The sequence below is a fragment of the Gluconobacter sp. P5E10 genome (genome assembly GCF_018812145.1).
GTDB classification, from domain to species: domain Bacteria; phylum Pseudomonadota; class Alphaproteobacteria; order Acetobacterales; family Acetobacteraceae; genus Gluconobacter; species Gluconobacter cerinus.
Map to the genome: position 1 here is coordinate 480,416 of NZ_JACRVZ010000004.1, position 14,987 is coordinate 495,402.

General features: G+C 52.1%; 13 protein-coding genes and 1 pseudogene. 8 read left to right on the forward strand and 6 right to left on the reverse strand.

Annotated elements, in window-relative coordinates:
- Positions 1-120 precede the first annotated feature (120 nt).
- Positions 121-264: a hypothetical protein gene (locus KP707_RS10805; RefSeq protein ID WP_211502874.1), complete on the forward strand. Its 144-nt coding sequence runs from the start codon at positions 121-123 to the stop codon at positions 262-264.
- 179 nt (positions 265-443) lie between these two features.
- Entirely contained in the window at positions 444-734 is a 291-nt protein-coding gene (locus KP707_RS10810) for a hypothetical protein (RefSeq protein ID WP_211502873.1), read from the forward strand.
- A 758-nt stretch (positions 735-1,492) separates the two neighbouring features.
- Here KP707_RS10810 and KP707_RS10815 read toward each other — a convergent pair.
- The gene (locus KP707_RS10815) at positions 1,493-1,945 is read right to left on the reverse strand and encodes a helix-turn-helix domain-containing protein (protein WP_211502872.1); all 453 of its coding nucleotides are present in this window, start codon (positions 1,943-1,945) and stop codon (positions 1,493-1,495) included.
- A gap of 66 nt (positions 1,946-2,011) precedes the next feature.
- On the opposite strand from KP707_RS10815, the gene KP707_RS10820 reads away from it, so the two are divergent.
- Complete coding sequence (locus KP707_RS10820; RefSeq protein ID WP_211502871.1) at positions 2,012-2,923, forward strand: aromatic alcohol reductase; 912 nt, start codon at positions 2,012-2,014, stop codon at positions 2,921-2,923.
- Positions 2,924-3,202: 279 nt separating this feature from the next.
- Here KP707_RS10820 and KP707_RS10825 read toward each other — a convergent pair whose 3' ends face one another.
- Together KP707_RS10825 and KP707_RS17075 are read right to left on the reverse strand one after the other, a co-directional pair.
- Positions 3,203-3,916, reverse strand: a complete 714-nt coding sequence (locus KP707_RS10825; RefSeq protein ID WP_211502870.1) for a DNA helicase — start codon at positions 3,914-3,916, stop codon at positions 3,203-3,205.
- A 321-nt stretch (positions 3,917-4,237) separates the two neighbouring features.
- Positions 4,238-4,498: a helix-turn-helix domain-containing protein gene (locus KP707_RS17075; protein ID WP_373687797.1), complete on the reverse strand. Its 261-nt coding sequence runs from the start codon at positions 4,496-4,498 to the stop codon at positions 4,238-4,240.
- Here KP707_RS17075 and KP707_RS10835 point away from each other — a divergent pair.
- Positions 4,466-4,906: pseudogene (locus KP707_RS10835) on the forward strand (integrase core domain-containing protein); the annotation flags it as partial. The gene KP707_RS17075 and the pseudogene KP707_RS10835 overlap by 33 nt on opposite strands.
- Positions 4,907-4,925: 19 nt before the next feature.
- Here KP707_RS10835 and KP707_RS10840 read toward each other — a convergent pair.
- A complete protein-coding gene (locus KP707_RS10840) occupies positions 4,926-5,207 on the reverse strand; it encodes a transposase (protein ID WP_211502869.1) in 282 nt (93 codons plus the stop codon).
- A 334-nt stretch (positions 5,208-5,541) separates the two neighbouring features.
- On the opposite strand from KP707_RS10840, the gene KP707_RS10845 reads away from it, so the two are divergent.
- The 4 genes from KP707_RS10845 (at position 5,542) to KP707_RS10860 (ending at position 11,439) form a co-directional block, all read left to right on the forward strand.
- Entirely contained in the window at positions 5,542-7,974 is a 2,433-nt protein-coding gene (locus tag KP707_RS10845; RefSeq protein WP_211502868.1) for a glycosyltransferase, read from the forward strand.
- 31 nt (positions 7,975-8,005) lie between these two features.
- Positions 8,006-8,497 carry a hypothetical protein gene (locus tag KP707_RS10850; protein WP_211502867.1) on the forward strand — a complete coding sequence of 164 codons (492 nt, stop codon included), beginning with the start codon at positions 8,006-8,008 and terminating at the stop codon, positions 8,495-8,497.
- Positions 8,498-8,511: 14 nt separating this feature from the next.
- Positions 8,512-10,515 (forward strand): hypothetical protein, encoded by a 2,004-nt coding sequence (locus KP707_RS10855; protein ID WP_211502866.1) that lies wholly within the window; start codon positions 8,512-8,514, stop codon positions 10,513-10,515.
- A 210-nt stretch (positions 10,516-10,725) separates the two neighbouring features.
- Positions 10,726-11,439 (forward strand): glycosyltransferase family 2 protein, encoded by a 714-nt coding sequence (locus KP707_RS10860; protein WP_346343898.1) that lies wholly within the window; start codon positions 10,726-10,728, stop codon positions 11,437-11,439.
- Positions 11,440-11,581: 142 nt separating this feature from the next.
- Here KP707_RS10860 and KP707_RS10865 read toward each other — a convergent pair whose 3' ends face one another.
- Positions 11,582-12,616, reverse strand: coding sequence for a hypothetical protein (locus KP707_RS10865; RefSeq protein WP_211502865.1), 1,035 nt, complete (start codon positions 12,614-12,616; stop codon positions 11,582-11,584).
- Positions 12,616-14,811 (reverse strand): hypothetical protein, encoded by a 2,196-nt coding sequence (locus KP707_RS10870; protein WP_211502864.1) that lies wholly within the window; start codon positions 14,809-14,811, stop codon positions 12,616-12,618. The genes KP707_RS10865 and KP707_RS10870 overlap by 1 nt, the downstream gene beginning before the upstream one ends.
- Between the last annotated feature and the right edge of the window lie 176 nt (positions 14,812-14,987).

Sequence of the window (14,987 nt, forward strand, 5' to 3'; positions counted from 1 at the left end):
TTCCTCCGCAGCATGCGCATAAAATCTCTGCAATTTAGCATTAAATTTATAAAAATCTACGAAAAATACTTCAGGTATTTTTTGATCTACAGCACTTATCTTGGCATCAAGCCGGGGAAAATGCGGTTAACTCCTCTTGATTTTGGCACACTTGTCCCGCGAAACGGCTTCGTGCACTGGATCTTCACGGCAACAGCCGGCCCCGATCAGACCACGCCGTTCGATGCCTGCGGAGTGATGATTGCTCGTGATGGTACCACATAGCCAAGTGACAACATCGACTAGGTGTTTTTCTCCAACGAGCCGCGAAAGTCGCTCGAGACAACGGCGCCAATCTGCGCATCGTTGCCACCGAGGAAGGCAGTCTCGATGTCGTGGCACGTGTCACGAAGGCGACTGCCTGAAAGGTCAGAGGTGAATTTGCTGCGAATCCGGTAAAGACTATGGCCGCTAACTCTATACTAGTGGGCGTGGTCATCAAGGGCGTGGCAATGGTGATGGCGCTGTCAGAGAGCGAGGCGACGCCGCTGGCGAAGGCTAGCGCCAAGATCGTCGAGAAGGAGCCAGTTCAAAGTATTACAACCTTGTGGCAGGGCGGCCAAGTGATCGTGATGGATCCGGTGATTGCTGGCAAGGCCCTATACCCCGGAGCACATTTTCGCGTACGCGACGAGTTGATCCTCCGATATAATCGCCCCTACGCGCTAATCGTCTCGTCAGCGACGCGCATCTAACAATAGCGGAGATGAACGAGCGTCTTGAGTCGGGAGTTCATAATGATGACGCAGGTGATCGCTTCTGCGTCATTCCGCCGCGCGCGAGCGGGCCGATGCTAATCGGAAGCGGAGCTTTAATAGTTTAATATGCGAACGTCAACTGTTGTCAGAAGCTGCCGTTTAGCGAGCCGGTTCGAACCGGCGGCTTCGTCCCAAACTCGATCTATCGTTGCTCGTATACGCATGTCGGCTTTCGGGCAACCATTACAACTACTTGGATATCTGCCATGAGGCGTAAGCAGTAGGTCCGATTACGCCTTCATTCTCGAGATACAAGGCGCAATAAAGAATTTCCAAAACCGGACATGCTCACGCATGCTGTCCCTACCCGTGTTATTCCTGTCTGCCAGCTAATTTCCAATCACGTGCCTGACGATGCTGCACATATCGGGAATTATCCCGCAGCAGAATGAAAGGCCTTTCTGGGATAGCGGATTTTATTCTCCAAACCTTCGGAAACCATCGGTTTCTCATGGACTCCCTAAGCTGGATAGCAGGGACGAACACACCCCCCGGAACGGGTCGTGGCTATCTGTTCCCTACAAAAGACGCCCTGGAAGAAGTAAGGCGCCATTTCAGAACGAGGCCAATGGCAGCTTCATGCTCGACATCAGCAGTTTTCAAATGATGCCCCTGTGACAGGAGCCACAAGGAAAACGGGTGACTAAACGACAAAAGACGCGTTTGCCGGAGAAGCTGGCCCCAATACAGTGATCTTAATTCAGACCGTCACGAGGCTCAACGAAAGTGCTATTCCTCTCATTGTCGAACCGATCGCGTGCCATTCTGAATGCCGAAGCGTTGTCAATAATCCACCGCCACAGCGGCATCATTCCTACGAGAAGCCCCTTTCCCAACGGAGTGAGAGTATAATCAACCCTTGGCGGGATCTCACCATAATCACGGCGAATAATAAGACCGTCGCGTTCTAACTGACGAAGAGAGCGCGTCAACATACGCTGCGTAACCCCATCAAGCCGCCGCGCCAGCTCTGCGTGCCGCAGAGTACCAGCAACACCGAGAATATGGACAATACCGAGTGACCATCTGTTGCCGGCATGCGCAAGCACTTCTCGCTTCAACCCGCCATCATCGTCACTGAGAGCAGCACAGGCTGCCTGCGACTGAGCCATCACGGCATCGAAGTCCAGATTATCGAACGGTATCACTCGTGTACCTTCTTCGCTTTCCCGCATCGCGTCTTATTTTAACTTTATAACCATAAGGAATTCCTGATGTTAGCGATAAAGACCCCTGTCATTGAAACCCTTGTCATTGGCGCCGGAGAGCTTGGTCAGGCCGTCATCACCGGCCTTCTTGAACAGAAACCAGAATGCTCCCGATCAATCAGCGTTCTTCTCAGACCATCAAGCGGAAACACCAGCGCCGATATTGCGCGACAATTAAAGCAACAAGGCCTGCAGATCGTTTATGCGGATATTGCGACGGAAACGGTAGATGGCCTCTCCACCCTCTTGGCCAAATTTGATACGGTTATATGTTGTACCGGCTTTGTTGGTGGCCCCGGTACACAGCGTAAAATTACCAGCGCCGTCCTGAAGGCTGGGGTAGGCCGTTATGTGCCGTGGCAATTCGGTGTCGATTATGATGTTGTTGGGCGTGGCAGCGGGCAGCCAGTATTTGATGAGCAATCAGATGTAAGGGACATGCTGCGCAGTCAATCCGCGACCCAATGGATAATTGTTTCGACAGGAATCTTCACCAGCTTTCTGTTTGAACGAGCCTTCGGTTTGGTGGACCTTCAAAGCGCCAAGGTTCGCGCACTTGGCAGTTGGGATAATCGTCTGACCGTAACAACTTCCGAAGATATAGGGCGACTTACAGCGAGCATCCTCGCCCATAAACCGCTCATCCAGAACGAGGTAGTTTACGTTGCAGGGGATACGTTCTCCTACGCTCAACTCGCCGAAAAGATGGAGCAGTATCTCGGCCGACCTGTCACTCGGGAGTTATGGGAAATGGACTGGCTACGCGCAGAAGTCGCTGCACATCCTCACGATGGAATACGGAAATACCGTCTTGCTTTCGCACGCGATACGGGCGTGGCTTGGGACAAGGATCGGACTTTTAACGCTTTACAAGGCATTGAAGTGACTGATGCCATGACATGGCTAAAACACCAGTAACGTCATGTAGCGTAAATCATTCACTGTTTGCAGTATCTGAATATATTTAGCGTCCTAGATCATTAGCAGAGCGCGCTCAGATCATGCCGCTCTGCAAGTCTTTGAGGAGAGTGGGCAGTCGCTTCTTCGCAGATACACGCCCCACTCTTAACAACGCTCGCTAACCGTCATTGCTGACCGTCGCAGGTTGATATCACAAGAGGTCGTATCAAGCAGCAAGAATGTCCGACAAAGGTAACCTACCGGGGCGCGGAGAACGCCACCCGGTAGGCGAACACATCAGGCAATAGCTAGAAACTGCGCCTTACCGTCATGTAGGAAGCAGGCTTTTGAGAAAAGTCCTACATCTACTGTGTTAGGCAACCGTATGTCCTGCATATCCGGCAGGGGTTTCACCTCTGGATCGTATCCACGGTCGATCTGGGAGACGAAGGCTAGAATATTACCGGTCTTTCGTGCGAAATTTTGAAGGGAAGTTATTTGCTCCGAAAGCTCGGGCTTATTTCTCCGTTGATCGAGAATTTGTAGGTAGTCGATAACGGCGACTGTGCCTGGGGAAGCATCGGCAAGGTAGCTCATGATATATTCAGCGCAAATCTCGTCAGAGGTCACGATTTCCAGAGCAGTGCCGAGGCCTGATGATCCGCCTTCCAGCGACCGGATGCGGGCATGGGTTTCCTGCTCGGTATATTCGAGGGTGAAGAAGACACCTCGCCGACCGTCACGGATGGCATCGAGCAAGAGCTGAAGCCCGAGCAAAGTTTTGCCATGACCGGGCCGGGCTCCCATCAAGAGCATATCGCCATCAGAAAGTCGGGACAGCATTTCACTCGCCATCGCAGCCGTTGCAACTCGAGCAGAAAGCAGACCCCACCTTGCAAATCCTTCATCGCGTGCCACACGGTCTAACGCCGTATGAAGGGGAACATGTTCATTGCGAGCCAGCAGTTTGGCTCGACGCTTCAGTTGATAGATTGGGGCAGACAGCTTCATCAAGGAACCTCCATTGCGAGCAGTAAACGCAACCCCTCCTTATGCGGTGCTCGAACAGATGGTTCGATGATCTCAATACCCCGTATGAACGATACTTCCCCGATGGGAGGGAGGAGGCGCGGGCCAAGCCTGTTCACTTGCCATAGCCGAATGTGGGTGCCGAGAAAATCCCCCAACCTGTGGCGGAACAGGTTGGGGGATTTACGCCACAGTCTCAGCCACGGCATAGGTCTGCTTTACCAACCGGGACGCTCCTAAGCGGAAAGGCAGCAATCCCGCCATATTGATCATTTGAATGAGCGTATCGGGACCTGTGTTTTCTCAGCGAGCGGCAGAAAGCAGCTCACTCACTAACGACGGTCGCTTATCCAACATCGCCAGCAAAACCTTGGCTGGTCCTGTTGGCGGACAACGGCCATGCTCCCAGTTTAGAAGGCTCCCCTTGGCGACCCCGATACTTCTGGAAAACTGTGCCCGAGAGAGTCCCATCCGGGTTCTGATGGCGGCCGCATCAACCGACGGAACACGTACCTGGTGGGTCGCGCTGTCCTTGGTCGGACAAGCAAATTTACTGTCACACAACTGGTTGGGAAAGCCGACCGGAAAACGGCCTAGGAATTCCTCAAACATCTTCTGAGCACTATTCCTTACCGCATCCATATCATTCTGACCGACAACGGGATCCAGTTCGCCAAACAGTCCCGTAATCGCAATACGGTCAGGTCGCGTCCCATGCGCTTCAACATGACCTGCGAAGCTCGCGGGATCGAACACCGTCTGACAAAACCCAATCATCCACGGACCACTGGTCAGGTCGAGCGGATGAACCGGACAATCAAGGAAGCCAACGTCAGACGCTTCCATTACGACAACCATGAGCAGTTGAAGACACACCTCAACGACTTCATGACAGCCTATAACTGCGGGCGAAGGCTCAAGACCCTGAGTGGCCTCCAACCTTACGAATATGCCTGCAAAATCTGGACTTAAGAGCGAGAAAAATTTATTCTCAATCGAACCCATCAAAACACAGGACTAAAAAATTTATCAGTCCCCAATCTACCAAGGTTTCCAGCAGGGCATCCCACACGTCCTGTTCAGCCCAACGCCGAAACCGGACATAAACCGAGTTCCATTTGCCATAGCGCTCATGCATGTCCTGCCACGCATAACCGACGCGCAGAACATACAACCTGCCATTGAGAAGCAGGCAGTTATCTTTGGTAAGACGGACCCAACGTTCGAGCTCCAATGGGAGAAGAGGCCCAACTATCGCCCACTCCTGACCCATCAGATTGCCTCTTGCGAGAACTGCTCTCTCTGCCCGCGATCCTAAAGACACAAAGTGAATCAAATCTCAGGAAAATCGAGTAGACTTGTAGACCTTTTGTCAATGCGGCGTAAGCACAGATGAAGGAACAAAAGCACGGCCACCAATTCACAGAAAAATTTTCTACTTTCCCCACTTATTCCAAAACATCGAGTGAAAATTACCGTCAAGAATCTGAAAATCATAAATTATTCGCCTCCTTCACTTTGTAAAAAAAAATATGCTATTGTATCCCTTTGATTTGGTCGTTCGGTATAATCGTCGAAGAAAATTCTTGGAGCCAAAAGTACTGATCATGATTACCCAATCCCGTCTTCCAACACAATTTCTCGAAAAAAATAGAAACCATGATTTTCCTGGACGGGTTGCCCTTTTCACAATCTGCTCCAACAATTACATGCCTGCTGCTCGTGTTCTCATGGACTCGGTTTCAAAACTACATCCAGAATTCGATCTTTTCATTGGGCTAGCGGACAAAATTGTCGACTGGGATGGTCTTTACAACGGTCCGGCTTCCATTATTGAAGCTCATACACTTGATATACCAGACTTTAATACTTTTGCCTTTCAGTATGATATCATGGAATTCAATACGGCCATCAAGCCGTTCCTGATGGAGCATCTTTTGGCTGATCAGGGTTTTGACCGTGTTTTCTATTTCGACCCCGATATTCTTTTGCTTAACCGCCTTGATCTTCTACTCACTCATTTTGATGATGGTGCGTCATTTCTCCTAACGCCACATCTGCATCGGCCAGCTGAAGGCGACTCAGATCCTAACGACATCACAATCATGCGGGCTGGCGTTTACAATCTCGGCTTTCTTGGCGCATCGCGTTCGACGGAAACTCTCGACGTAATCCGGTGGTGGATGCGGCGCCTTCACCGCACCTGCATCAACGCGCAGGAGCAGGGCATTTTCGTAGACCAGAAATTCATGGATTTAGTCCCCTGCTTTGCCCCTAATACCCATATTATCCATAATCCTGGAATGAATCTTGCTTACTGGAATCTGGCTCAGGTTACATTTAGGCAGCACGACAACGCTTGGACGGCCAATGAGGACCCGTTGGTATTTTTCCACTTCAGCGGATTTGATCCCCGTCATCCCGAGTGCCTGAGCAAGCACTCTCGTCACTTCCGCACCAATATCGCCCCTGCCCTGCGCAATCTTCTGAATCGTTATTCCGAACTTCTCTTTTCAGCGGGCTACGGCACAATTCCCGCAGCGCTTTATGCCTATGGATTCTTTACAAGCGGAACCCGGATTCCGGAACATGTTCGGCGCATGTTCCGAGAATATACGCCGGACTGGCCATCCAATCCGTTCGAAACTTATGAAGCATATCTTCATCAGCCTGCGCCAAAAGGAAGTTTGGACAAGAAAAATCTCGTTTTTACGAATTTCCAACATTATCTCTGGAATTTCTTCGATAACCAGCGTCTTAACCTTGATCCAGAGCGAGCCGATCACCTTACGAGCCTGACACACTGGTACATTCAAAATGCTGGCTCCGAGCAAGGACTGGACCACCGCCTCATTGAACCCGTGGCCTGCCGTTTCGGACGGGTGAGACTTGCGCAGCCCTTAAAGGCATTTCGCAAGTCCACTGACCGCGCCGACATTTCTGTCGTAGGCTATCTGCAGACGACCAGCGGCGTCGGCACGGTTGCACGTCATACCCTTCAGAACCTTGCCAAGTCCACTTTGGCTGTCGAGGGCGTAGACGTCGCATTCGGAGTGGTCTCGGACCGTTCAGACAAAAGCTGTGCACACCTACTGAACAGCCGCGTGCGCGGCCGTATTCAGCTTTATGCCAACATTAATGCAGATCAGCTTCCCGCTGTTCTCAAACATCTCCAATCCATCACCGATCCCGGTTATAAAATTAGTATGCCGGCTTGGGAACTTGAAGAATTTCCGACGGAATGGCTGTCAGCTTTTGACGGCGTCGATGAAATCTGGGCCCAGACCCGCTGGATCCAGCGCATGCTTGCCGGGCGCTTGGACAAACCAGTCATATACATGCCAGTTGCACTGACCCTCGATCTGCCAGTGGCTCAGCCACGGGAGCATTTCGGTCTATTGGAAGACAAGTTCCTTTTCTATTTCTCTTTCGATTTCCTGTCCTTCATCGAACGTAAAAACCCAGAAGGTATCGTTGCCGCATTCCGCCATATGCGGAAGCAACATGAAAGCACCCTCCACTCAGCTCTTGTCATTAAGACCATGAACGGGGATTTAGCCAAGGATCGCGAAGACGCTTTCTTGGAACTGATTGGCAACGATCCCGATATCATCGTTATCAAGGGCGTTCTTTCCCGCCCGGACACCCTCTCCCTTATGACATGCTGTGACTGCGTCGTATCCCTGCATCGTTGTGAGGGGCTAGGGCTGGTTGTTGCGGAGGCCATGGCACTCGGACTTCCTGTAATCGCAACAGACTATGCGGCAACAACTGACCTTCTTTCCCCTGCAACAGGATACCCTGTGGGTTATCGCCTTGTTCCTGTCAAAAAGGGTGAATATCCCTTCGGAGAGGGTCAGAGATGGGCCGAACCAGATATCAGACATGCAGCATGGCTGATGCGGCACGTCATGAACAATCCAGAAGAAGCACAGCAGAAGGCTGCGGCAGCACAGCAGTTCATCCAAAAGAACTACAACGCTGAAACTGTTCTCAAACAGCAGATACGGCGTTTTGCCGAACTGATCGAAATGGCCTGAGTTTGCGCTCTCAAGAAGAAAAGAAGTTTCTATGTCTACGAGAAATCACGTCCCGCAGAAGGCTGTCGGCCGCACCATACAGAAGGACGTGCAAAAAAAAAGTGCCCCCCAGCCGCTGACATCCCTGAAAGCGGATGCGGTCGAGATTGCCCAAGAAGCGCGATCTCGTGCTGAGCATGAAGCCGCTTTTCTGAGAAATGAGGTCGAACGTCTCCATACTTCCATCGCGCGCCTTCAGGAGCGATGTGAGGACTATGCCATGCGGCTTGCCTTGTCGCATGGGCGACGCGAAGAACTGATTCATCGGCAAAGCCCACAGTTCGATACGTCCCTCGAACTTGATATTCCGAGAACCCATTCGGAAATTTTGCCCAACAGCGTTACGGACCAGCTTCGCCTGCTCGTGACGGAACGTGACGAAGCGCGTATGTGGCTGGACGCCGTACGCCGCTCCACGTCATGGCGTATGACACGTCCCTTCCGCGTGGTTATCCGTCTCCTGAAATCCCGTCTTCGCGACTAAATCCAGAAAAATCGATGTCTGTATCCGCTTCGCGTGCCCACTTTCGGACCTCTTTCACGCTTCTCGGCTGGAAACTGCTTCTGCCCGGTCTAGCAGCATTCATCTGCCTGATAGGATGGTGCCGGGACGGACACCACCCCACGGCAGCCCTTCCGGGAAGCGGATGGTGGGGCGACTATGACCAATCACATTACATACATGCCGCTCTCTCTTTCGCAAAAGGCGAGTTCTCGTCCGCAGAACAATGGTATCTTCCTCTGTATCCCGCGCTTGCTGTGCCAGGCGTATGGCTGCATCTCCCTGATCCGTTTCTTCCAGTCAACCTGATCTGCCTGATGGCCTCAGTCTGGATTTTCGGTTTGCTGACACGACTCGTTCTTCCCGAATTTCCAAGCGCCTCTTTCATTGGGATGGCCGTCTTCCTGCTCTGCGAAATGGGACCGCCCAGCATCAGGCAAGTCTGGAGCACACCCTGGACCAGTACGCTTGCGGTCCCCTTCATGCTTCTTGCAATCCTGTTCTGCTTGAACTGGATTCGGAATCCGAAGCCATCATTCGCATTCGTGACAGGTCTTTCCACGGCTATCGTGGGAGGAGGACGTCCGGTTGACGGAGCACTTCTTCTGGGCGCCTGTGGCTGCGTTGTACTGCTCCATATCCTATACCACCGGGACCGGCGCAGGTCCGTTATTGTATGTACTCTAGCTATCCTGAGCCTTGGAGCAGGAATCATCGTGGGCGCACTGCCGACGCTGATCCTCTATTTCTCAGTCTGGGGTCCGCATCTAGCGCCCTATATCATCAGTTCACAGGCGGTAGGTTTCGATCTCGCCCTTCTGCCGCTGCACTGGGTCGAAATCATGATTGCCCCGGAACCCGCTCTGCCGTCGGGACATGGCATCATCCAGAGCCTCCCTTTCGTACTGACCGGACTGACAGGGCTTCTTTTTGCCGGCGCGATCTATCGACGGCCCGTCGATCTTCTGGTGCTTTTGGCCGTCAGTAGTTCAAGCGTCCTTTATCTCGCATATCGCGACCTTCACGCACCAGGAATTTGGGCGTTTCACAACATCCACTACTTCAAGTGGAGCCTCGGCTTCCTCGGTCTTTACAGCATCATCCTGCTACGGCTTGTGGTGTCTAATCCGCGCATTCTGTTCGCCGTTTTGCCAGTTATGATGCTTCTCGTATTCTGGCGCGCTGTGCCCGTATCCTACGGATCATTCGGTTACGTCACTAATGGCCATACCGCCGTTCTAGATGTGCCCGCTCTCCATGTGACGGATTCTATCACCCTCCCTGCAACGGGAGAATCCGACCAAATATATTTCGGTACACATTCCCTCTGGATCGGCACGCATCAGGTGCTACCGATTGCTGATTTCAAGGCATTTCCCATCCCAGGCGGCATGATGATCCAGCCACTGCGGGCCTGGGTCGCTGGCACACTGTCCATCACACCTGTGGACGGTATCGCTTTCACTGGTCCGGCACAGACTGGCCGGATCATTCTGAAGCTAGGTATCCCCTGTTGGGGCAACCTAGGCCCCTGGCAGTGCTCGGCTCAGACCATGCTGCCCCCCGTTTCGGTCCCTGCTGGCGAGACAATCACTATGGTCTCCCCACTGGGCCAGCAGACCAGCACGGCAGGATGGTTTGGCATCGAACCGGAAGGACGGTGGATCAACGGCCGCAGTGGTACGCTGCGTTTTAATGTTCCTGTTCGATCCAAACTAACATTTATGCTGGATGCGAATGCGCTATGGAACGTCGGTATGCGCCCGATGACATTTTCCTTGACCGGGCGTGAAGGCACACTCTGCAAGTGGACATGGAATGACGGGGAGCGGCATCATGTGGACTGCGAGATTCCTGCAAAGGACATCGACAGCAACGGCAGTGTCACCCTTTTCCTGGCTGTCAGGACTCCGCACACCCCAGCGAGCGTTTTCCAAGGTTCCAAAGATACGAGGGAACTCGGGCTGTTTGTTCATGATTTCGAATGGAAACCCCTCTGATGGGGGAAACCCGTTCAGAGGCTCGCTTTGCCTTTTGCGGGAATACCGCGGATAGAGGCGACATGATCTTCTACTTTGTGTTACAGAAAATTTGAAACGATGAATTTCCCCGATACCCTGCGCGTCGTGGTCCTTGTTCCTTGCTATAATTAGGAAGCTGCCATACCTCTGGTTATCAGGGAGTTTGAAACGGCTCTTCCTGACACTTCCATCTACGTCTACGACAACAATTCGTCGGATGGAACAGCGGAAGTTGCACGCGCTACAGCCGCAATCGTGCGAACGAAAACCATGCAGGGCAAGGGGCACGTTATCCGCCGCATCTTCGCGGATATCGAGGCAGATTTCTATATACTGGTGGACGGTGACGCCACATACGAAGCTGCTGCAACGCCCCGCCTTGTAGTACGCGCCTATCAGGATGGACTTGATATGGTGAGCGGAGTCCGGATCACGGATCGGGCAGGAGCGTATCGTCGGGGACATGTTTTGTGTAACCGCGTTCTCACCGGTCTCGTCACAGCCGTGTTTGGACGACGTGTATCAGAGATGTTATCCGGATACCGGGTGTTTTCGCGTCGTTTCGTAAAGTCGTTCCCTGTTCTATCTGCAGGCTTCGAGACCGAGACAGAATTGACCTTCCAGGCCCTTGAACTAGCGATGCCGATTGCAGAAGTCCCGACGATCTATGTCGAATGTCCGCCCGGATCATTTTCCAGACTACGCATCTATCACGATGGTTTCCGAATTCTCAAAACCATCGTCAACCTCGTCAAACAAGAGCGCCCTCTCTTGTTCTTCAGCCTGCTTTCCCCTCGTCTTTTTTCTGGCAGGCACTGCACTGGGCATCCCGGTGGTACTAGAGTTTCTTTATACTGGTCTGGTTCCTCGCCTACCAACGGCCGTTCTCGCCACAGGCCTTAGTGATGCTGCCAGCCTTAGCCGCCGCATGCAGCCTGATCCTAGATACGGTCGTGCTTGGACGTCGTGACATGAAGCGGCTGGAGCATCTGAACGATCCTGCTCCTCCTCGGGCATAAAGTAGGAGATTGACTGTCTCTAGCCCTTACAGTTCATGACTGTGAATGATGCACCAGTTTTGAAAACTACTCGGTCCTGAGCGGTAAGGATCAGGGAAGGCCATCTGGAGATCCTTCCGCTCTCTATAAATCAGGCGTTCCGAGGGGCTAATCTGGGTGCCGTCTTCATAAGTGCCATAATACCAGTATCTAGGCGGAATCTCGGCGGGCTGGTTTTTCACGATGGCCTCGCGATACCATCTAAGAAGCTCAAAAAGCGCGATGCTTTCACAGCCATACCGTTCCAGCATGACTTCGCCTGCAGTATCCACCTTAGTAAAATGGAAAAAGCGCAGTTGCGCATCAGCCGCATAGATTTGGCCTGCATCATCTATCCGGATCGGCCGCTGGCTCAGATTCCAGCTCGCCACGTTATATCCAGGATTCCGCAGAATAGCAGGGTTTTCGAAAAAGGCCGGAATCAGATCGCACCATTTCTGGTCCGTAAAGAGGCCGTTTTCTGGATCGTCCCGGCAATAAACCAGAAGCCTGTCGCGCCACCAGCGTGCAATGCGCCGGCCTTCGGGCACGTTGGCAATTGCTATGAACCCAAGATTGTAAATCCCGTGTTTGAGGGAGCCGATTTCATTGTCGAGAATGCCCTGAGGATGAATTTCTAGTTCGAGCTGATGAGGCGTCAGAACGACCGGATGATCTTTCAGAAGATCTAGAACGTGGATCAGCGGATTGAAGAGAGCTATATCCGGATCAATATAGACAACGCTGTCCGCGTCTCTTTCGTCTAGGAGGCGGCACAGCATCTTGCCTTTCACGGCAGTGGCAAGCTCCACGATATTGTGCCTAAACATCCAGGATGGCAGATCTGGAATTCCCAGCTCTGTCACCGAGACGACTTCGTCAAACAGATCTCGGTCGGCCTCTGAATCAAACCCTTCTGGCGGAACGTCGCACAGGCAGAGACAGAAAATCCAGTCAGGGTGATGATATCTGACGCTTTTTGCCAGAACTCGGACGCGTCCAAGATAGGAATATGTGGCGCTCGTAAAGCAGTAGACGGTCATTACGGATACTCCGGCACGAGATATGTAAAGGTACAGGGTCGGATCGCCAGGGTTCCTGTCGTTCTTCTAGATTTTTCCAGCAGGGACTTCATTCTGCCCTCCTCGAACAGAAGCGTCAGTTCGGCCTCATCCGCAGCCACATGACCGATCTTCTCCTCCGAAGTTTTCAGAAGATCCTCAACATTTCCGCTACCTTTGCGGGCAATCAGGAACGCCCCCCCGGCCAGAGCCTCATAAGCAGTGAAACAGAAGGTTTCCGGGTAAAGGGACCAGTTCACGACGACCTCGATCCCATTATCGCGAATGCATTTCAGCATTGCATCCCGGTCATCCTCAGTCACTGTGGCATGCAGGGACGTGATATTCACCGCATCCTGTGCAGTGGAACCAAGATAGAAAAACTCATAACGGCTGTCGTTTAGAAAATGTGCCGCAAGTTTGCGGTAGATGTCCCATCCTTTATAAAAGACAGGTGTCCCGATGAAGCCGATTTTCAAAGGCTGGGACACAGTCCTGTCGATACGCACTCGATCGGTAATAAAAGCGTGTTCCTGAACCGAGGCCTTTGAAACCGGCAGATCCGTTTTTTTCTGCCAAAATGCCAGAGTATAGCGCGACGGCGCGATGACCTCGGGACGCAGAGCTTCAAACATGGCTTTTATTCGGGGCAGATGCGTCTGTCGTTCTTCGCCATAGGCACAGATGCCACATGCGGGCGATGTCCGGACAGGAGCGTTGCAAAAAGCAATGTCATTCCGCATCAAGGCATAGGAAGGACAGATCGTAAAGAAATTGTGGAGCCAGAAAACGCTCTTTTCCGCCTGCATTTCCTGCGCAATTACAGGTACACATTCCGGCATTACCCCAAGCAGATGATGAAGGACTAGGTTTCGGTGGGGATAATGGGTTTTCTGGACGGCCAGAACCTTTAGAAGCGTATCAATCGCCACACGTCCAATACGATGACCATTCAGAGATACGACGAATTCATAGCTTTGCAGGGGGGCAAGTGTGGAAATCGCGCGGTTGGGGAACAGGTGAAGATAGGCCCATCCACGCGACGAGAATACGGAGGCTTCATCCCGTACACAGTTCTGTACCCCGCCTGGAATCTTACGGTAATCGTCATGACTAATGGAAACAATAAGTCCTGATTGGCGACCATGATCCTCGCGGTCCTTAGCCAAAAAGGATGCTAGATCCCACTCGTCGACAGCTTTGTCCGAGACTGGAAGCTCCAAAAACGGTTTCCGGTCTTGAACGGCCTGACAGTGGCGAAGCACAGCACGTTCCATCGCATGCGGCTGAAGACTGCGGCGGATTTCTGTAGTCGAATGGAGGTGGTAATGCACAACGGGATTGATCCCGGCGAGCGCGACATCGGGATTTGCCCACAGATAGTATTTAACATCGAAACGTCCGCTGGGATCGCGCCCTTCTCTCCAGCCTGTGGTCATAAAATGGCGGAACAGATCTTCATCCGTCCCTCTGATATCTGGGTTCCGCTTCCGATAGAAGCCGGCATCGAAGTCGTCTGCAACAACTTTCATACTGCGCAGCAGCATATCGTGATGCACATCTGGGCTGTCTTGAATAATTTGAATATTATTGACGACCTCAGAAGGCTTTGCAGGACGTCCTTCAGCACGTCCAGACAGCACATAATGCTCGAGCGGATTGAGCTGCGCCGAACTAACATCTGGATTACTGTCCAGATAGAAACGTGTATCAAAGGAGTCGGAAGGATTGTAACCGCAATGCCAACCGACATTCATGAAATGCGCAAAAGTGTCCCCGTCGGACAGCGCGCTTTCCGGATAACGGCTGCGATAATACTCTTCGTCGAAGAATGTTTTCAATTGTTCTTCCTGCTCTGCAGAAAGAGTACTTGCTACCGATAGGTCGGCTAAAGATACTGTCCCGGGTAAGACAACAGAAATAGCTAAGTCAGCCAAGGGTCTGCGACCTTCAGCCTGCCCCGTTTTCAGAAAATGTTCGAGGGGATTCAAATCCGCCTTAACAACGTCAGGATTGGCGCGCAGATAGAACTGCGTGTCGAAAGCTGGCGAGGGATTCCGCCCCTCTCTCCAGCCGACAGTCATGTAATGTTCAAGGGGATCAATCCTGGCGTTCCGAACATCCGGATAGGCTTCCAGATACCAGCAAGCATCAAACATGTCTGTAAGGAGAGGCAACTGGCATCCGATCGTATGAGTTGGAGGAGCGAGGGGTAGCTGACAGGCCCTACCGAATATGTATATACAACACCCAGTCAAATCAATAATTCATATAAACAGAGGATTTTTTTCAAAGTACTAATATCAACACCCGTTACGGGGAAATAAAATCTCCCGACCTTAAGAATGATCTC

Excerpts from the sequence above, each read along its gene's own strand:
- KP707_RS10820 (WP_211502871.1), top strand. The coding sequence starts at position 2,012 with ATGTTAGCGATAAAGACCCCTGTCATTGAAACCCTTGTCATTGGCGCC.
- KP707_RS10845 (WP_211502868.1), top strand. The coding sequence starts at position 5,542 with ATGATTACCCAATCCCGTCTTCCAACACAATTTCTCGAAAAAAATAGA.
- KP707_RS10810 (WP_211502873.1), top strand. The coding sequence starts at position 444 with ATGGCCGCTAACTCTATACTAGTGGGCGTGGTCATCAAGGGCGTGGCA.
- KP707_RS10865 (WP_211502865.1), bottom strand. The coding sequence starts at position 12,616 with ATGACCGTCTACTGCTTTACGAGCGCCACATATTCCTATCTTGGACGC.
- KP707_RS10855 (WP_211502866.1), top strand. The coding sequence starts at position 8,512 with ATGTCTGTATCCGCTTCGCGTGCCCACTTTCGGACCTCTTTCACGCTT.
- KP707_RS10805 (WP_211502874.1), top strand. The coding sequence starts at position 121 with ATGCGGTTAACTCCTCTTGATTTTGGCACACTTGTCCCGCGAAACGGC.
- KP707_RS10850 (WP_211502867.1), top strand. The coding sequence starts at position 8,006 with ATGTCTACGAGAAATCACGTCCCGCAGAAGGCTGTCGGCCGCACCATA.
- KP707_RS10840 (WP_211502869.1), bottom strand. The coding sequence starts at position 5,207 with ATGGGTCAGGAGTGGGCGATAGTTGGGCCTCTTCTCCCATTGGAGCTC.
- KP707_RS10825 (WP_211502870.1), bottom strand. The coding sequence starts at position 3,916 with ATGAAGCTGTCTGCCCCAATCTATCAACTGAAGCGTCGAGCCAAACTG.